At 59.6% G+C, this 19,714-nt stretch carries 10 protein-coding genes; 7 read left to right on the forward strand and 3 right to left on the reverse strand.

Annotated elements, in window-relative coordinates:
• Positions 1-78 precede the first annotated feature (78 nt).
• The 5 genes from BK667_RS31485 to BK667_RS31505 all read left to right on the forward strand — a co-directional run bounded on the left by BK667_RS31485 (position 79) and on the right by BK667_RS31505 (position 6,478).
• Positions 79-2,601, forward strand: a complete 2,523-nt coding sequence (locus BK667_RS31485) for a CS1-pili formation C-terminal domain-containing protein (RefSeq protein WP_123599934.1) — start codon at positions 79-81, stop codon at positions 2,599-2,601.
• A gap of 5 nt (positions 2,602-2,606) precedes the next feature.
• On the forward strand, positions 2,607-3,812 hold the full coding sequence (locus BK667_RS31490; RefSeq protein ID WP_123599935.1) for a hypothetical protein: 1,206 nt from the start codon (positions 2,607-2,609) through the stop codon (positions 3,810-3,812).
• 42 nt (positions 3,813-3,854) lie between these two features.
• Positions 3,855-4,598: a molecular chaperone gene (locus BK667_RS31495; protein ID WP_123509402.1), complete on the forward strand. Its 744-nt coding sequence runs from the start codon at positions 3,855-3,857 to the stop codon at positions 4,596-4,598.
• Between the two features lie 145 nt (positions 4,599-4,743).
• A complete protein-coding gene (locus tag BK667_RS31500) occupies positions 4,744-5,244 on the forward strand; it encodes a CS1 type fimbrial major subunit (protein ID WP_123509403.1) in 501 nt (166 codons plus the stop codon).
• Positions 5,245-5,266: 22 nt separating this feature from the next.
• Entirely contained in the window at positions 5,267-6,478 is a 1,212-nt protein-coding gene (locus tag BK667_RS31505; RefSeq protein WP_123509404.1) for a hypothetical protein, read from the forward strand.
• A gap of 83 nt (positions 6,479-6,561) precedes the next feature.
• Here BK667_RS31505 and BK667_RS31510 read toward each other — a convergent pair whose 3' ends face one another.
• Positions 6,562-11,262 carry an NEL-type E3 ubiquitin ligase domain-containing protein gene (locus BK667_RS31510; protein WP_259698288.1) on the reverse strand — a complete coding sequence of 1,567 codons (4,701 nt, stop codon included), beginning with the start codon at positions 11,260-11,262 and terminating at the stop codon, positions 6,562-6,564.
• Positions 11,263-11,698: 436 nt separating this feature from the next.
• Complete coding sequence (locus BK667_RS31515) at positions 11,699-14,809, reverse strand: transglycosylase domain-containing protein (RefSeq protein ID WP_123599937.1); 3,111 nt, start codon at positions 14,807-14,809, stop codon at positions 11,699-11,701.
• Positions 14,810-15,381: 572 nt separating this feature from the next.
• On the opposite strand from BK667_RS31515, the gene BK667_RS31520 reads away from it, so the two are divergent.
• Complete coding sequence (locus tag BK667_RS31520) at positions 15,382-16,803, forward strand: amino acid permease (protein WP_123509407.1); 1,422 nt, start codon at positions 15,382-15,384, stop codon at positions 16,801-16,803.
• 55 nt (positions 16,804-16,858) lie between these two features.
• On the opposite strand, the gene BK667_RS31525 is transcribed toward BK667_RS31520, so the two are convergent.
• The gene (locus BK667_RS31525; RefSeq protein ID WP_123599938.1) at positions 16,859-17,983 is read right to left on the reverse strand and encodes an OpgC family protein; all 1,125 of its coding nucleotides are present in this window, start codon (positions 17,981-17,983) and stop codon (positions 16,859-16,861) included.
• Positions 17,984-18,208: 225 nt separating this feature from the next.
• On the opposite strand from BK667_RS31525, the gene BK667_RS31530 reads away from it, so the two are divergent.
• Positions 18,209-19,702: a glucosyltransferase domain-containing protein gene (locus tag BK667_RS31530; RefSeq protein ID WP_375539194.1), complete on the forward strand. Its 1,494-nt coding sequence runs from the start codon at positions 18,209-18,211 to the stop codon at positions 19,700-19,702.
• Positions 19,703-19,714: the final 12 nt, after the last annotated feature.

Genomic DNA, 19,714 nt, shown 5'->3' on the forward strand with positions numbered 1-19,714 from the left:
CTTATTGGCATCAACCGGCGGGCAGACAGTTTTTTCTGCCCGCCGGACTTCCATTGTCTGTAATCAGAGTACGTGTTCATGTTCCCGATGACTCCCATCGCGGCTGCGCTTGCGCTGTTGTTTTGTGCCAGCGCAGTCGCGGATCCGGTTTCCGCCGGTACGACACCGAGAAGTCTGCTGGCCCAGGCCAAAGGCTTGCCGGCGGAATTCGAGGAGCACTTTTTCGATGTGCCCCTGGCGGTTCGCGTGGAACTCGATCAGCAGCCCTTGGGGGAGGCGATGATCGTGTTGTCCCGCGATGACCGCGTCACCCTGCTCGAATTTACCGACACCCGTGACAGTCGCTTCAGCGCCGCCGAGCGTGAAACCTGGGCGAGCTATCTCAAACCGGGTGTGGCTTTGGGCGGGTGCACTCGACAATGTCCCGAGCAACTGTTGGCGGTGCACTACAACCTGGAAAATTCGCTGCTGTCGATCCTCACCGAAAACGCTGAGCGTGACACCGAGGTCAAGCGTTACTACGACCAGCCCGAAGGGGGCAGCAGTGGCTTGATGCTGCGCAATCAGCTCAACCTCAACGGTGGTCAGGACCAGGACCTGGGCGGACGTTTCGGCCTGGAGGCCAGCGGCAGCCTGGGCAGTTGGAGCCAGACCCTCAACATGCAACTCGCCCGTCTCGGCGGCCCGGATGATCAGCTTTACCACGCGGTACACGAGCTCTACACCCAGCGCGAATTGCAGGGCACCTTCCTGCGCCTGGGCTATTTCACCCCCACTTCCGAAGGGCTGACCCGCCAACCGCGCACGTTCGGCAACAGCCCCGACACCACCGTCGGCGTCATGTATGGCAGCTCCGACAGCCTGGCGATCAACAACCCGGCGCCCAGCATCTATCCGATCTACGTCACGGCCAATCGCCAGGCGTCGGTTGAGATCTACCGCGATGGCTTGCTGATCAACACCCAATCGGTGCCTGCCGGCCTGCAAACCCTCGACACCCGGCCATTGCCCGGTGGCATCTATGAAGTGGAAGTGCGGCTGATCGAAGACGGCCAGACCACCTCCACCACCCAAGAGCTGGTCTACAAGCCCAGCAACTGGCGCAACCTCGACGAGCGTTGGCGCTACAACCTGTTTGCCGGCGAAGAAACCAAGCTGCTGAGCAACTGGGACCAGCAGGCCAGCGGCAGCGCGACGGCCGGGGCCTCGGTCAATTACCTGCTGCATCCGCGGGTCATCCTCGGGCTGTCGGCGCGCCAGATTCGCGAAAAAATGCAGTACGGCACGTCCATCGACTGGACCCTGGCCAATCAGCTCAGCCTGTTCGCCAACGTCTACCAGACCGAGGACCACGGCACCGGCGTCGATCTGCAAAGCCTGTACAACTACGGTTCCGGCAGTGTGGTAATCAGCCATAACCGCAGTTGGCTCGACACCACCGACACCTACGACGTGCTACCCGATGGCACCCGGGTGCGGCAACGCAATGTGTTTGTCGGCGAAACCAGCAACTCGTCCCTGGCACTCAACCATCGTCTGAGCAGCAAAAGTTCGATCAATGCCCGGGTGTCCCACAGTGAAGGCAACGTTGAAGGCTTCGGCCTGGACCTGGGCTGGACCCAGCGCACCGTGATGTTCGGCAGCGATGCCAATTGGCGCTTGTCGCTGTTTGATCGCCCCGGCAGTTTCAGCAGCGGCGATGATCGCAACCGCGGGGTCGACTTGAGCCTCAACCTGGCCCTGGGCGCGCCCGGCCAGCAGATCACCGGCAGCATCGGTTCGCGCACCGCCCGTGAAGGCGGGCGCGATAACAATGCGTCCCTCGGCTGGCGCAAGGATATGAAAGACCACGTACTGCAAAACGTCTCGGTCACCGCCCTCACCGACACCTACGGCTTGGGGATGTCCAGCCTGGCCAGCTTTCGCACTGACGCGGTCCGTGGCGACGGCTTTGTCCAGCGTTCGTCCTATAACAATAACTTCACCGGTGGCCTGAACCTGGACAGCACGCTGGCCATCGGCGGCGAGCAAATGGTCATGACCAGCCAGAGTGAGGTTCGCGGCGCCGGGCTGATCGTTGATGTGGAATCCGATATCGACGGCATCGCCCTGCGCGCCGATGATTTCAGCGGTGGCAGCGCGGCCTTGCGGGCGGGGCGCAACTTCATCCCGATCACCGCCTACCAGAATAGCTCCGTGAGCTTCGACTTCGAGGGCAACCACGTGCCGGCCGCCAGCATCGAGCCGCCGCGCACGCGCTATCACTTGAACAAGGGCGGCGTGGAGTACCGCAAGGTGCGGGTGATGCGAACCCTGACGGTGCTCGGTCGCCTGGTCAACGCCCAGGGCCAGCCACTCAAGGGCCACCACGTGATCAACCACGCCAGCCGTGGGGTGACCGAGGTCGACGGCTTCTTCTCCATGGAAATGAACGCCGGTTCACCGACCCTGGAAGTGCGTCAGGGCAACCAGCTGCTGTGCCAGTTCCGCCTCGACGCCAATCGTCATCGCAGCGAAAACAACGTGTTGATGATCGGTGACCTGCGCTGCACGCCGGACACCCTGGCCGACGTTACGCCGACTGATCAGAAGGCAGGTTGAGGCTTATGAAATGGTTTATGTACGGGTTGGCACTGGCACTGGTCGCCCCTTCGGCACAGGCGTTCAATCAGGAAATCAGGGCGCGGTTCTCGCCTGATCCGGCGCAGCCGCAAAAAAATGTCTTCATCAACCAGACGCCGAACAGTGGTTACTGCGCCACCTACCCTGAAGAGTGCAGGGTGAACGAAACGTTCAGCATCCGGGCACCGATCAATTTCGGACCCAGAGGCCCCATCTTCGCCACGACGGGCGTTTCAATCAGAGTACCGGCGTACTGGCGCCAAGTGACGGTCACCAACAGGGACACCCTGCACACAGAGACCGTTGAGGTGCGCATCAGCGGTATTGGCTCCAGATACCGCCTCAGTGATACGGCTGCCAACCTGGCGGGGGTCACCGATGATCGCGAAGGGCATCAGAAACTCTGGGGCGGGCAGAGTTGGGTTTACGCGCCCACCAACTGTCTGTACAGCGGCGTCGGTGCCTACAGCGCCGATTCGTACCAGTTTTTCTGGAAAACCCCGAGTGAGGGCAACTGCACCAAGGTGACGTCTTTCCGAATTCCGTCGATGTCTTTCGAGTCACTGGATTTCGCCTATGAACTGCGTACGCCCAACCCGTTGGGCATGTCCGGAGGTCTGTACACCGGTTCGCTCAACTATGTGCTCAACCCGGGCGCAGATTTCAACATCGGCAACATGCAACCCACTGACAGCAACCTGACCCTGGACTTCGTCCTCGACGTGCAACACACCCTGAAAGTCGACCTTCCACCCGGCGGTAATCAAGTGATTCTTGAACCTTTGGGGGGCTGGCAGGGCTGGCTGGACCGGGGGAGCAAACCCACCGCCCTGTTGCGCGACCAGACGTTCCTGATCTCGGCGTCATCGCGGTTCACGATGAAGCTGGAGTGTGAGTGGGAGCTGGTCAACGGTTGCGCAATTATCGATCGGCAGACGGGCATCGGCGGGGTGGTGAATGTCAGCGTCAGCCTGCCCCACGGGTTGGTGAACAGTAGCGGTCAGCCGGTCAGCCACCTGCCTCTCAACCGTACCGTGTCAGCGCCGTTCCAGCCCGGTTTCTACGTCGATCGCAAGCCGGGAACCCTGCATTTCGAGATGTCGGAACACAGCACCAGCCAAGTGGTCGGGGCCTCCGCAGGCCGGCCCTTCAAGGGCAACATCACGGTGGTCTGGGATTCGCAAGTGTGACGCTCGGGTGAGCCACTTTTAACTTTTATGAGGTTCGAAACGATGAAGCGTCTGTTGTTGATGTGGGTGGCCAGTGTGTTTGGTCTGACGGCGCAGGCCGGGCCGCAGATTAATGTCGGCACGGTGTACGACTATCTGGATGGCGATAAAAGTACGTATCTGAAGCGGGTGTTCAACAGCGGTGACAGCACTGCGTTCGTCAAGATCAACGTTTTGGAAATCCTCTACGACGCCGACGGCACGTCTCGGGAAGTGCCGATCCAGAGCACGGCGGACGGCACCTCGCGCCAAGGCGTCATGGCCAGCCCGGCGCGATTGATCGTGCCGGCCAAAGGCATGCAGGGCACACGATTGCTGTTCATGGGCGAGCGCGATAGCGAGCGTTATTTCCGCGTGCGTTTCGTGCCCGTGGTGCCGGAAAAGGAAGACGACTTCGTGATCAGCACCGAGGAGCGCGACGACTATAAAAAGAGTCTGTCAGCCGGGGTCAACGTGATGACCGGGTTCGGCACGATCTTTTTTGTGCGGCCCAAGGACGCCCGTTTCGACACGGCCATCAACGACACCGCCAGCCGTTATGAACTGCGCAACAACGGCAACACCGTGCTGGTGGTCGACGAGTTCAAAAGCTGTTCGCTGAGCGATGAAAACGACTGTGGGCCGACCACCAAGCACCATGTGCTGGCGGGTAAGTCCTTCGGTTTCGACAAGGAAAAGGGTCGTGAGTACCGCTTCATGGTGATCGAGGGCGACAGCAAGAAAGTGCTGAAGATCGCCAGTCGGTAGGCAGTAAAGGTGCAACCCCTGTGGGAGCGAGCCTGCTCGCGAAGAGGCCATCACAGTCGACATTGATGTTGCCTGAGCCACCGTCTTCGCGAGCAGGCTCGCTCCCACAGGGAATTGCAGTGTTAATTTCTTGTGGGTAACAAACATGATCAAGCAATGCATGGTCGCCGCACTGTTGGCTGCAACGGGGGCGGCGAGTTTCTTGGCGATAGCGGCGCGGGAGGAGCACACCTTTGAAGTCTCGGTGTTGATCCCTACGCGCGCGTTTTACGTCATTCCCTCGGAACCTGACTGGATTCAGCGCCAGCAGATTTTGCCTTGGGACGTCGCGACTTCAAGGCTGGGCAGCCTGCGCAAATATTTTGATGTGCGGCACGACACCAGCGCCATCGAGGCACGCCTGGAGTTGCAGCCGTACCTTTCCAATGGCCACGCGCCTGACAATATTGCGCTGCGTGTGCGCTTCAACGGCGTCGAACTGAGCCATGCCGTCGAGCCTCGGCTGGTGGTCTCCGCCGCCGACGCGGCGGTGGGTTCGCGGGTGCTGCTGGAAATCGAACCGCAACAGCCGCCCGGCGGTTATCGGGCCGGCGACTACTACGGCAATGTGCTGCTGTTGTTCAACGCCCGGGCGCCGGGCGGGTAAATCACAAGGCAGGTGAATACTTATGAAATTGTCCACATGTGGGATAGCGCTGTTGGTCGCACTGGCCATGCCTTCAGCGCAGGCGGTGAATAAAGAAATCAGGGCACTGTTCACGCCGGATCCGTCGCAGCCGCAAAAAAACGAATTTATCAATCAAACCCCGAGCAGCGGCTATTGCGCGACGTATCCGGATGAGTGCAGGCAAAACAACACGTTCAGTATCCAGCTACCGATTGTTTTCGGGCCGGGCGGCCCGATCGTGCCCCCTATGGGGATGTGGATCAAAGCGCCCGCCAACTGGCGGCAACTGAACGTGACCAACACCGTTACCCGTGAAACCGAAACCGTTGAAGTGCGCATAACCGGGATGGGCTCCAATTACATCCTGAGCGATACCGCTGCCAATTTGACGGGCGAGGCCACCGCACTCGAAGGGCACCGCAAGCTCTGGGGAGGGCAGAGTTGGGTCTACGCTCCGGCGAATTGTCTTTACAGTGGAGTAGGTGCCTACACCGAGACGACCTATCGCTTCTTCTGGAAAACCCCGGTAGAAGCCAACTGCACCAAGTTGACGTCTTTTCGAATTCCATCCATCTCGTTCAACACCATGGATTTCGCCTACGAATTACGCACGCCAAACCCGCTGGGTATGTCGAGCGGGCTCTACACCGGTTCGATCAATTATTTGGTCGGCCCCGGTGGGGATTTCAACATTGGCAACTTGCTGCCCGATGACAGCAACCTGACCCTGGACTTCGTCCTCGACGTGCAGCACACCCTGAAAGTCGACCTGCCACCGGGCGGCAATCAGGTGATCCTGGAACCCCTGGGGGGCTGGCAGAGTTGGCTGGATCAGGGGCGCACCCCCACTCGCCTGTTGCGCGACCAGACGTTCCTGATCTCGGCGTCATCGCGATTCACGATGAAACTGGAATGCGAGCTCGATCTGGGCCAGCACTGCGGGATCATTGACCGAGATTCCGGTTACGCAAGCCTGGTAAGAGTCAGCGTCAGCCTGCCCAACGGGCTGACGGACAGCAGCGGGCAACCGGTCAGGCGACTGCTGTTGGGCCGCGCGGTATCGGGCACGTTCCAACCGGGGCATTACGTGGATCGAATGCCGGGGACGTTGCATTTCGAAGTGCCGGAACTTGAGACTGCTTTTTTGATTCGCAACTCCAAAGGCCGGCCCTACAAAGGCAACATCACCGTGATCTGGGATTCGGAAGTCTGATCTAAGCAGCAACCCCGGCGGTTATCGCGCCGGGGATGACTGCGCCAATGTGTTGTTGATTAATGCGGTGGCACCCGACGTGTTTACAGCCCGTACTTTTGCAGCAGCATTCGGCTCAGGCTTCGCGCCAACTCGAGTTTCTCGTAGGCCAGTTCAACGGAACGTTGCGCGTAGTCCTTATCGGATATGGGTGCAGGTCGGGCTGAAGGATCGTGCAAGTCTTCGAGACGCTCCAGTCGCTGATTGTAGAGGCGATCATTGGCCTCGAACCGGTCAGGCCAGGTCTCACGCAGATACTCTTCCCAGAACGGTTGTTCGAGCATGCCATTGACCAGCCCGTCGCCGTTCTCTCTCTCCAGCACGGTATCGTAGGCCCGGTCGATGGCTTCCTCCGTCACGCCGGCAATTTCCCTGTAGAGCATGGAGTCCGATTGCCAGGGCAGGCCAAGGCGTTGCGCCAGTGCAGTCTGATAGGCCAGGTAAATTTCCACTTCTTCGGCCCGGCTGGGGCGCAACAGGGAATCGGCCAGGGCGATTTGGTTGACCCGGTCCAGACGTGTCGCGCCTTTGCTCAACGCTACCATCCGGGACTCCCGTTCGCCGGCGGACGTCGAATAGGCGTGCGCCTGGGACACAAGCGCCTGCACGCCCATGCGGTTGAAGATCTCGGAGCTGGCGTCCTCGCAGTTTTCCGGGTTCTCTGCGGTGCGGAACAGTTTTTCACGCAACGGCGTGTCCATGTCCATGGCATCGATCAGTTCCCAGACACGGCGCGACAGTTGCTCTCGTACCCACCCGCCGGCCCGGTAGTCCGCTGAGGTGGTCAAGCTGTCGATCAGTCTGAAAAAGCCATCGCTATTGGTTTCACTCATCAGGTTGTCCCAGGCTTCGGCCCGGTAATTGCCCAAACCGGGGGAGCGATTGCCCCACAGTGACGAGTCATCATTGAGCGGCCATTTGTCCCGTGCGTTTTGCGCCAGCGGCGCATAGAGGTTCTCGCGGGGCAAGCCCACCGAGCGGCGATACTCGTGCAATGCATGGCGGTGGGCATCCAGTAATTTGCTGGAGTCCAGTCGCGCACGCGCGACCGTCCACGCGTTATTCGAGCCTTTGATGGCCCGGGGAATGGTTCTGATCGGGTTGCCCGACAGATCGAGGAAAAATCCCCTGGGACGAAACTTGGCCAACAGCCCCTCGGGCCAGGCGTCGATGCTCGTGTAGGACAGGTTCAGTACCTTAAGGCGTGGCATGCGCTGCACATTCGGCGCCATCACCAGCGGGTTGTATTCAAGCCGCAGGGTTTGCAGTCGGGTCAGACGACCCAATTGCACCAAAGCCTCGTCGGTCAGGCGGATGCGGTTGTCGCTCAGGCGCAGGGTTTCGAGCACGGGCATGTTGCCGACTCCGGCCGGCAGGCCGGTCAGGCCGCAGCGTCGCGCGCTGAATTGGCGAAGCTGGGTGAAGTCCTGGAGCATCCCGTCCGAGCGTTGCGAGATCGTCATGCCATCCACATTCAACGTGGTGATTTGGTCGAGATAATCCTTGAGGTCCGGTAGCTTTTTCCACCAGCGTTCCAGGTTGTAATTGCGTAGATCGCTGGACAGGTCCAGCGCATAACCGCCCGCGAAATGCGTGCTGCGTTCATCGAACACCCACGGCCTGCGCTCGAAGCATTCCACCAGGCCTTCGGCGATGTGCCTGACCGCATCGGGCGCAATCGCAGCGTCGTCAGGCAGGGTCGCCGCCATCTGATCCTTCCAGATGCTGAGCACATTACGCAGTCTGTTCAGTGAGCGTTCGAGGGTTTTGACCACCTCTACCGCATCCGCATCCGCCGGCAGGGAGCGGACAAAGGTCTCAACCTCCCGCTCGTTGAGGTGCGGGTAAAGATCCTGAACCCGTTGCTCAATGGTCTTGGCGCCTTTGGACAGCAAAGGGCCGCGCAACAATAGCATCGTCTCCCACTGCGCCACCGGCCGGATCGGCGGTTCGAGCAGCGCGGTGCGACGTTCGGCCGGCACTTCGGATTTGGCCATCAGCCATTCCTTGAACCAGGCGCCCTGGCCGAACTGGTAACCGAGTTCAAGGCGCGACGCTTCGGGTATGGCGCGCAGGATCGATTCGTACAGGTTGTAGGGGCCGTGCAACTTGCGATTCTCGCGGTCACGTCCTTTGTAGCGTCCGTGCTCGTCTCGCACCAGGATTTTGACGGTGCTGGCGTCATCGGCGCCGACGCTACAGCGCAAGGGGCCATCGTAAGTGCCGAAACGCACTTCGATCCGCAGCCCGTTGAACGTGTCGCTATTAAGGCGCAACACGTTCAGGGCCAGGCGCTCGGTGTCGGGGGTTATTCGGGCCTTTTCATAGAAACCTTCGCAGGCTCTGGCCGCTCGGGTTTCAAACGCGCATTCGCGGGCCAAGGCCCTGAGACGCAGGGGAATGCGCTGCTGTTGGGCCAGTGTGTCCAGCTCGGTTTTTCCGGCGCCGGCCAGCAGCGTATCGGCGATGTCGGCTGGCAGGTCCGGGTAGGCAGTTTGCAAGCGCTGAACGTTTGCCTCGTTGCGGTATTCCCGTGCGCGGTACAGATAGTCCGACAGCTCGGGTTTGCGCTCCTCCACCCGTGCGGCCAGACGATCACGCAATGTTTGTACACGCTGATCCACCGGCAGGTTTGCACCGAGCAGGTCGCTCAGTTTCCCGTCGTCCAGAAAGCCCACTACTCGCTCCGGGAGCTTGCCCGCCGTCACATCGCCCAGACTGATGTTCAATGTCTGGCTGGCGGACGCCCGGGCATGGCCATAGGTGCGAAACATGCCGGTCAGGTCGGATCGCTCATACACGTTTAGCGCGTAATCCATTGGCCAGCCGGGCAGTTCCGTCACCAGTTGTTCAAACCAGACGGAAGACGGATCGAGGGCCGCGCCAGAGCGGATACGTTCGCGGGCCACACCGACATCCTTGAACGCCCTGTAGCGTGTGAGGGTGTCGTCCAGCAGCAACGGAGGCGGGGTTTGCTCGACGTGCATCCGGCGCAACGAACCCTCATCGGTGCCGCTGATGTAACGGATGTTTTCCAGTTGCTCGGCGGTAAAACCATCGGTGCGGTGGCCGAGCCGTTTCATCAGGGTTTCGGCGTCCCAGTCACGTGGATTCTCCCCCTCGAGCAGCCAGGCGCCATGCCCGTTACTGGCCACTTTCGGTGAATAGGCGTCGGCACGCCGGGGATGCAGAATGCGCTGCTCGCCGGTGTCAGGGTGTTTGTTCACCACGTAGAGACCATTTTCCAGCGGCAGGATGTGCCGGCCCTCATGCGCATGCAGGCCCGAGGCATCGGGCGTCGAATCCGCCGCCAAGGTGATGTGACGTTGCTCATACGGGCCAAGGTCAGGGTTCCACAGCACGCTTTTGCCGTCGGGCAGTTGTACCGGCGTCGTGCCTTCGATCAACGGTGACAATTTGAGCTTGAACTCGTTGCCAATGGCGCCACCGACCGCGAACACCGCCAGTTGAATCACATCGGTCACCACACCGATCACATGTTCGGCCGCCTCGGCCCACATGCCTTCGGCCAGGTCCACCACACCTTCAATCACATCGGTGGTCAGTTGATAGGCGGTGTAGGCCAGCATCAACTCGCCCAGACCGGGCACGAACGGTGTCACCACCATCAGGGCAACGTTGAAGATGTCGGAAAGGATTTTCTTGAAGTTGTCCCACCAGGCCCAGCGCGCGCGGCTGTCGGTATCGGCAGTGGAGACGGCAATCGCGCGGCCGTCGTTGAGGATCTTGTTCAGGGCTTTTTGGTACAGGTGCTCCCACAGTGGACGCGTGATCGGCTCGACAGAGAATTGCAGGTCGGGTTTTGACACAGGGATTTCCCGCCAGCTGGGGAGCGGATCGGTCGGTTGCCGCTCATGCCATTTCACCTGGCTCAGGCGTTGCTCCAGCCCGGCGAAAAAATGCCCGCGTTGTTGCTGGTCGACGAACTGGCTGAAGAACTGCTGATAGGTCGTGGCGCTGGACGGCAACAGCGTGTTTTCACGCAATTGCCGTGTGATCTCGGTCATGCAGTCGGTTGCCGACGGGTATTCCTTCAGCGGGTGCTCGGGGTCGTGGGGGACATACACCAGCACTCGACTGACGCCGCGATTCTGCTCAGGGACAGGGGTAAAAACGATGATGCCGGTCAGGGTGGTGTCCATCAGGCGCAAGTCACAGGCCTGCATGACTTTGCCGTCCAGGGTCAGGTTGGTCAGGCCGTGAATAAGACCCAATATCAGGCTGTGGGCGTTGGCGCTGATGTCTTTTTTCTTCAGTGCCACGTGCGCGGCGGCCTTGAGCGCGGCCTTTTGGCTGAGGCCGACCCGATGCTGCAAAGCCCCGGCGGCCACGGGGCTGGCAGGCAGCAGGTAATGTTCAAGATGGCGCTTGTAGCGGTTGCCGATATCCAGTTTGCGACACAGTGTCTGAAACTGTTTGATCGTCATTGTTTGTTTGAGCGGCATTATTTCAAAGCGCCCGTGTTGATCGGGGCGGGTAATAAACTCCGAGTCCGCTTCGAAGTGCTCGTTACGTGCAAAGTTGTGCAGTGCGGCATCCAGCAATGACACCGTTCGAGTGATCACGCCCTGGGATGTATCAATCACATACCAAGGCTGTTCTTTGGAAATATAGAGATGCAGGCAGGTTTCCCGGACGTTCAGGTCAAGTCCGTGTTGAATTCTGATCGCGGCCTTGAGCAAGGGCTCGGCAAAGGAATAAATATCCTTGAGTGACAAGAGCATTTGATCCAGCGCGTTCTGGGTATTCCAGGCCTCTATATTTGCGTCTTTCAGTGGCTGGCTGGCGCTGTCAAACCAAGGTGCTCGCCGCAGTCGGACATTGCCCAGCGCTTGTACTCGCTGCAACGAGGTCTGGGTAAAGCAGTCATTAATGCGGGCTTTGATAAAGGGGTAGTGCCTGCCTTTATTGTTAGATGAGTTGTCCGGATTGGCCAAGTTGTTTACTGTTTGTAACTCAAACATGGTGAATGGTCTTCACGTTTATGGGAGGGCTCTAAGCTAACCATTGACGTAAAGAATAAAAGTTCAAAACTCTGTTTCTATGGGGCGGTTAATAGTCTGTTATTGATTGAAAATGGCAATGTCGAAAGTATTTAAATACCACCATTGTCGTTAGTTCTGTTTTTGCTGTAGGAAAGCTCAATAGCGACGGCCGGCATCATCGCCCCGCGACCGTCGGTACCTGGCATTCGGTATTACGCCCCGGCTGCAGATATGGCGTCAGAATCGGCGCCATTCCTTTAAGCACTTGCACCGGCAACGCCGAAGTGAACTTGAACTGTTCCGCCGAGCGTCCCGGCACGAACGCGGTCAGCGTGCCGAAGTGATGCTCGCCGATGTAGAACACAAAGGTCGCGGTACGGTTGATCGATTTGGAGCTGAGGATCCGCCCGCCAGAGCCAATCGCTTCGATGCGGTTATCCCCGGTGCCGGTCTTGCCGCCCATGGCCAATGGTGTGCCGTCCGGTGTTTTGAAACTGCCGGAGACCCGTTTCGCCGTACCGGCATCCACCACATGGGACAAGGCTTCGCGCATGGCCGCGGCCACCTCGGACGGCATCACCCGTTTGCCGACGTTGGGGTCGTTGATCACCTGGGTTTCATACGGCGTATTGGCAGCGAAATGCAGGCTGTCGATGCGCAGGGTCGGCATGCGTATACCGTCGTTGAGGATGGTGCCGATCAGTTCCGCGAGCGCCGCCGGCCGGTCACCGGAACTGCCGATGGCGGTGGCCAGCGAAGGCACCAGGTGATCGAACGGGTAGCCGACTTTCTGCCAGCGCTGGTGAATATCGAGGAACGCCTCGATCTCCAGCATGGTGCGGATGCGACTGTCCCGGGCGCCCTTGTGTTTGCTCTTGAACAGCCAGCTGTAGACTTCCTGGCGTTCGAACTGACTGGCTTTGACGATCTCGCTCCACTTGGCGTCCGGGTGGCCCAGCAAGTAGCCGATCAGCCACAAATCCAGCGGGTGAACCTTGGCAATAAAGCCTTGGTCCGGCAGATCATAAGAGCCGGGGCCGTAGCTCAGGTAGAGCCGTTCAAGGCGTTCGTCGGTGAGTTTTTCGGTGAGCTTGGCGCCTTTGAGGTGCGCGCGCACGAAGGTGTTGAAGGCCGCCTGTTCGGCGTCCGGGTAGAGATAACGGTGCACGGCGGCCATGCGGATCGGGGTCGGGCGCATGCTGTCGAGGAAGGTATCCAGGCGCGCGTCGGTGTCCTTGTTCCGGTACTTTTTCCAGAACTTCAGCAGGAACGACGTGCCTTCTTTGTCCGCGAACGACGCCAGGTATTCCTGACGACGCGGGTCGCGGTCGTCCTTAAGCAACTCGGCGCTGCTGCTGGGGCCGGAGTAGGTGGTGTAGCGCACGATGTCGCGCATCAGCCGAATGAACGGCAGGTTGATCGACTCACGGATGGCGTCGCGCAGGGTCGGCATGCGGCCGTTGTCTTCGTTGCGGAAGTTGTGGAATACATGCAGGCCGCCACCGGTGAAAAACGCCTCGCCAGGGCTGGCCGAGTATTTGCGATCAAGGGCGGCGCCGAGCATTTTCGGCAGGCTGCGGTCGGTGTTCTGAATCAGGTAATCGACGACCCAACGGCTCAGGCGATCCTGATCGGGGACGTCGGTTTTTTTCAGCTCGGCCACGGTTTTGTCGCCGTACTTGTCATGCAGTTCGGAGATGATCTGCAAGTACGTGGTCAGCACGCGCATCTTGGCGGTGGAGCCCAGTTCCAGTTTGCTGCCTTCGTTGATGTCGAACGGCTGGTCGGTGCTGTCGGTCTGCACCCGTACGCGGGAGCCGTCCGGGGTCAGTTCGAACAGGGTGAAGCTGTAGCGCACCGCCGTGGTACTGGTGGGCGTCAGCAGGCGTTCACCGATCAGGCCGATTTGCCCGGCGAAGACCGGGTCGGCCAAGTGCTTGAGGTATTCGGTGGCCTGGGCCTGCAAGTCGCTTTGCAAGGTGCTGGTCGCGGACAGGTCGAGACGGTCGAGGTCATACAGCGGACGGTTGAGCATCGAGGCCAGGCGACTGCGGGCGGTGCTGATGCCTTTGTTGGTTTCGATCGGCTGGATGGTCGGTTGGGTCTGCCAGTCGCGGTAGGTCACTTTACTGGCCAGTGCGGCGGCGGCGAACTGCGCATCGATGACATTGTTCTGGGCGAGCAGGCGAATGTGGCTGTCAGTGAGGTCGGCCAGTTCTTCGTGGCCTTTGGTCAGGTAATGAGAAGGGCGGCGCTGGGCGATCATCAACGACAGCATTTCACGCAGGGCCAAGCCTTTTGCGGCCATGGTTGTTGGATCCGTGGCGGTGCTGGCCAGGGTTTCATTGGCCTTGTTGAAATCGGCGCCGTACCAGACCCGCAAACCTTCGGCCATGCCATGCACTTCACCGTGGCCGGGAACGGCCGACAGCGGCACGCTATTGAGGTAGTCGCGCACTACGTTCTGCCGTACCTGCAAAGTCTGCGGGCCGGGCTGATAGGCGCGCACGCTGGCGGAAATCATCTGCCGAATCTTCTCCGCGCCCGACACGGTCAAGCCATCGGGGGAGTGGCGGTATTTCTCAAGCTGCGTCGCCAACGTACTGCCGCCCGCCGACTGCCCCGGCAGGTGTATCAGCTTGGCCACCTGGGACCATGCGGCCATGCCGAAGCGAGGCCAATCCACGGCCGGATTCGCCAAAGGCTGTTTGGGATCCAGCAGGAAGCGGTTTTCGATAAACAGCAAGCTATTGACCACCACCGGCGGGATCGAGTCGAAGCTGGAATAGAGCTGCTGCGGGTATTTGAACTGATACAGCGGCGCAGCGCGGCAATCGGTGATCGACAGCCCGGCCTGGATCTTCTCCGAATACGGGACGAAAAAGCCTTTGTCGCTGTAGCTCATCAGCGCCGGTGAAAAGCGGGTTTGCGAGGCAATCACATAGTTGCGCTTGAGCAGCCGAGGCAGAAAATCCCCCATGGAGCTGTAGCCCAGACGCAAATCGAACGGGCCGGCACCGGGGTAGCGAATCGCGTCGCTGGGGCCGGGTTGTACCTCATAGCTCAGGGACGCGGCAAATTTGCTGACTTCCCGGGCCTGAAATTTCGAAGTGCGCATTTCCTTGGCGGCGGCCAGGCCCAGCACGATCAGGATAATCAGCAGCAACAGCCAGAACGCCTTCCAGCCGTGCTTGGTACGACGGGGTTTTTCAGGTAAAGGCGCATCATCCACACGTTCAGTCGGAACCACGGTTTTACTCGAATCGGATTGCCATAACGCGCCCATAGTCGACTGATCCATTCACGCAGATTGATCGGACTTGTCTGAAGCTTAGACGGTGGTTGGCGATGGTGAAAAAATTGTGAATAGAGAAATATCGAAATCGTCGTAGGAGCAAAGCTTGCTCGCGATGGCGGTCTTACATTCGATAAATGCATCGCCTGCCGATCCGTCATCGCGAGCAAGCTTTGCTCCTACAGGGGGTGATGCTTCCAATGTCTGTAATGGCCGGAATAGGCACTCCCAGTGGTAAATCCGACCTTCGTCGCAGCATGACGATGCACCAATGCTGTGCAATACTCAGCGCCGTTTTTACAGTGAATATTCCTACCAAACTCAGGTAATGCCCCTCCGTAAACACGGCTTTTGGCGAGAGTTGTGCCTGAATGTTGTGGTTTATAGAGTGAAAAACCCTGTCGGAAGCTTTTTATACTGCACGCCCCGCTGATCTTGCAGGTTTTGTCCTACAAGACGGGTTTGCCCATAAGGCAGGCCCGGTATCAGGATGCGCTGGCTTACCGGTCCGCGCTTCGTTTACTCGGTGGTCACATCCAATAACAAGACGAGGTTGTACCCCTATGCCAGCAGGCAATCATCTGCCCCAAGGCGAGACCGCTCAGGGCGGCCCGCTTAAACGCGAACTGGGCGAACGGCATATTCGTTTGATGGCACTCGGTGCCTGTATCGGCGTCGGCCTGTTCCTCGGTTCGGCCAAGGCCATCGAAATGGCCGGCCCCGCCATCATGCTGTCCTACATCATCGGCGGTCTGGCGATCCTGGTGATCATGCGCGCCCTCGGCGAAATGGCCGTGCACAACCCGGTCGCCGGCTCCTTCAGTCGATACGCCCAAGACTATCTCGGCCCCTTGGCCGGTTTCCTGACCGGTTGGAACTACTGGTTCCTGTGGCTGGTGACCTGCGTCGCGGAAATCACTGCGGTGGCGGTGTACATGGGCGTCTGGTTCCCCGACGTGCCGCGCTGGATCTGGGCGCTGTCGGCGTTGATCAGCATGGGCACGATCAACCTGATCGCGGTGAAGGCTTTCGGTGAGTTCGAATTCTGGTTCGCCCTGATCAAGATCGTCACCATCATTGCAATGGTCATTGGCGGTATCGGCGTGATCGCGTTTGGCTTCGGCAACGATGGCGTGGCCCTGGGGATTTCCAATCTGTGGGCCCACGGCGGCTTCATGCCCAACGGCGTGCAAGGCGTGTTGATGTCCCTGCAAATGGTGATGTTCGCCTACCTGGGCGTCGAGATGATCGGCCTGACCGCCGGTGAAGCGAAGAACCCGCAGAAGACCATCCCCAATGCGATCGGCTCGGTGTTCTGGCGGATTCTGTTGTTCTACGTCGGTGCGCTGTTTGTGATCCTGTCGATCTACCCGTGGAACGAAATCGGCACCCAGGGCAGCCCGTTCGTGATGACCTTCGAGCGTCTGGGGATCAAGACTGCGGCGGGCATCATCAACTTCGTGGTGATTACTGCGGCGCTGTCCTCCTGCAACGGTGGCATCTTCAGCACCGGCCGTATGCTCTACAGCCTGGCCCAGAACGGTCAGGCTCCCGCCGGTTTCGCCACGACTTCCAGCAATGGCGTGCCCCGTCGCGCGTTGCTGCTGTCGATCTTCGTGCTGTTGCTGGGCGTGCTGCTCAACTACATGGTCCCGGAAAAAGTCTTTGTCTGGGTGACGGCAATTGCCACGTTCGGTGCAATCTGGACCTGGGTGATGATCCTGCTGGCCCAGCTCAAATTCCGCAAAGGCCTGAGCGCCAGCGAACGGGCCGGGCTGAAGTTCAAAATGTGGCTGTACCCGATCAGCTCTTACCTGGCGCTGGCATTTTTGGTGCTGGTGGTGGGGCTGATGGCGTACTTCCCGGACACCCGCGTGGCGCTGTATGTGGGGCCGGCGTTCCTGGTGCTGCTGACGGTGCTGTTCTATGTGTTCAAGCTGCAACCGACCAATGCGACGCAAGGTGCGGTGCGTTCGGCTTCGTAAGGTTTGATGCCTGAAATGCAAAAGCCCCGGTCGTGATGATCGGGGCTTTTTCGTTTCAGGCTGTCGCGGGTATGGGTGATTGGGTCAGCCGCTTATTGAAATCCAGCCAAGCCCCCAACAATCCCATCAGCCCAACCCCCACCAGCGCCGTGAAAATCTGCATGGCAAAGGCGTCGTTGGTCATGGCGTTGATCATGTCCGCCAGGGGCGCCAGCAGCACGCCGAGGCAGAAGATTTCCAGCGAGTAACGACCCATGCGACAGCTTTGCTGCGCCCACCAGTTTTGGGTCCAGCTACGGCCGGGCAGCAACTTGGCGGTGACGTACGCCAGCGCCAGGAAATGCATCAGCCGTACCGGCGACAGGTCGGTCTTGCTGATCGGGTACAACAGGTTGCTCAGCCACGCCGGCATCACCGCGTCGTGAATTTCCGGCCAGCGCCAGGAGATCGTAATCACCCCGGCGAGCACCACGTACACCGCTGCACTGACAAACAATGGCTGGTGCATTAAAGACCGTGTGTCGGGCAATCGCGGACGCTGCCCGTGAATCGCCGCCGCGCCGCCGAGCACAAACAGCAATTGCCACACGACGGGGTTGAAATACCACACGCCATCCTTGATCGCCGCGAGGTTCCAGCCGAACCACGGCGCCAGCAGGTACACCGTCAACGACAGCGCCACCACCGCCCACGCCTTGCGCACCAACAGTGGCAGCACCAGCGGCAAACCGGCCAGCAACACGATGTACAACGGCAGCGGGTCCATGAGGTTCGGTTTGAAGCGCAGCAGCAACTCATCCGTCAACGCTTGCTGAGGGTTGGTGATGAAGTGGTGCATGCCCATTTCTTCCACCAGATCCCGGGTTTCCACATGGCTGTTGGCGAAGAACACAATGCCCATCAGCATCGCCAGCAAAAAGATATGCACCACATAGAGCACCCAGGTACGGCGCAGAATTTTCACACAGGCAATCAGATAGCCGTCGCGCTGGAGAATCTTGCCGTAGGCCAACACCGCCGCGTAGCCGGCCAGAAACACGAAGATTTCGGCGGCGTCACTGAAGCCGAAATTACGCAGGGTGATTTGCCCGAGAGGGTTGTGGGGCACGTGATCCCAGAAAATGAAGATCAGGGCCAGGCCTCGGAAAAAATCGATGCGGTGATCGCGTTCAGATGTCATGACTGAGGGCTCTTGAACGTGTTTTGAAAAGGAGTATTTCGCGGCGCAAAGGGTTGCGGGCCACAGATCGGCGGCGCAGGGTGGCGTGATTGGCCGTTAATTGCAAAGTGGGGGTATTACGGGATATTGCCCGTGATAGCCGTCTATCTTAAACACGGTGATTAACGCCTTGCAGCAGGATCAAAGCTTCACGGATTGAATGCAGTCATCCGAAGGGGCATCGACATGAGGATGGGCGATTGGCTCGACAGAGAACTCGGCGGCCGACGGGTCTGGCTGTGTTTTCTATTGGCGACCTTTGCCTACGTCCTGCCGCTGATCCTCGCGGATTATCCCTACATCGATGACAGCTGGCGCGCACTGGCCGCCGGCATGGGCTGGTCGGGGGAGGGCCGCTTGTTCACCCAGCTGTTCTACAACTGGCTGACGTTCAGCGGAGCGGCGCCGAACATTTTCCCTTTACCCTTGCTGATCGCCATCCTGGCCATGTCGTGGGCACTGACCCGCCTGACCTTCCACTACTTCGCCGAACCGACCCTGACCCACTGCCTGGTGGTGCTCGGCTTCTGGTACAACCCGTTCTTCCTGCAAAACCTGTCCTATCAATACGACGGGCCGGCCATGGCCCTGAGTCTGGTGGCGGTGATTTTCGCGATCACTTTTCGTAGTACTTCGCGGGTCCGGCAATTGGTCGTCCCGGCGTTGCTGATTGCCCTGGCGCTGGGTCTGTATCAGGTCAGCATCAATGTGTTTCTCGGCTTGTGTGCCCTGGAGCTGCTGCGCGCCGCCAGTGCCAGACTGCCCTGGCCCGAGTGCTGGCGGATGATCGGCTGGAAAGCCGCGCAAGTGGCGTTGGCCTGGCTGATCTACTTCGCCACGGCGGGGGCCTATATGAATCAGCAACGCACCTCTTTATTGAATGGGGAGGCGGCGCCACTGCTGCAAGTCGAGACTAACGCGGCCAGGGTGCTGGAAAAGGTCATGTTGCTGTTTCACGGTGGCTTCGGCTGGGTGTTTGCGGCGTTGTTGCTGTGTGCGGTGGCCGGTGGCGTCCTGCTCATCGAACGGCAGGACACGGGACCGAAGAGAGTTGTAATGGCGTGTCTGTGCTTATTGATCGTGCCGGTCGTAGTGTTTCTGGTGCCCGGCGCCGCGCTGTTTTTCCGCGACTTCAACGAAGGCGCCCGCACCCTGATGGGGTTTTCCGTGGTGCTGGTGCTGCTGTTCTACCTCAGCCATTTGGCGCTGGCGTCCGTGCATTCACGGCTGCCGTTGCTGTTGCTGATCCCGCTGCTGGCCATGCTTTCGCTGTCCTTCGCCTATGGCCGGGTGCTGGTAGTGCAGAAGACCTTCGCCAACACCGCGCTCAATGCCTTGAGCTACGACATCGCTTCCCGTCCGGCACTGCGCGATGCCAAACGCATTTACCTGTCGATCAGCTATTCCGATCACTGGCTGACAGGCGCGGCGGGTTCATTCAAGCAACTGCCAGTGCTGCATTACTTGCTGAACACCGACTACTACATGCTCGCCGAGAACTTGCCCAAGGCCGGCATCACCAATGTGGTGGCCGAGCGGGAGCGGCGCAATGCGACCCGGGTCGGGTATCAGGGGTTTGTGCCATTGGTGGATGGCCAGTACTACCGGATTTATCTGCTGGGGGATTACGGGTTTATCGTCATGAAGGAGCCGAGGTCGATTGTTGAACTGCAATGGTGACCGTTGGTCGGG

The organism is Pseudomonas frederiksbergensis, from assembly GCF_003732705.1.
Classification (GTDB): Bacteria; Pseudomonadota; Gammaproteobacteria; order Pseudomonadales; family Pseudomonadaceae; genus Aquipseudomonas; species Aquipseudomonas frederiksbergensis_F.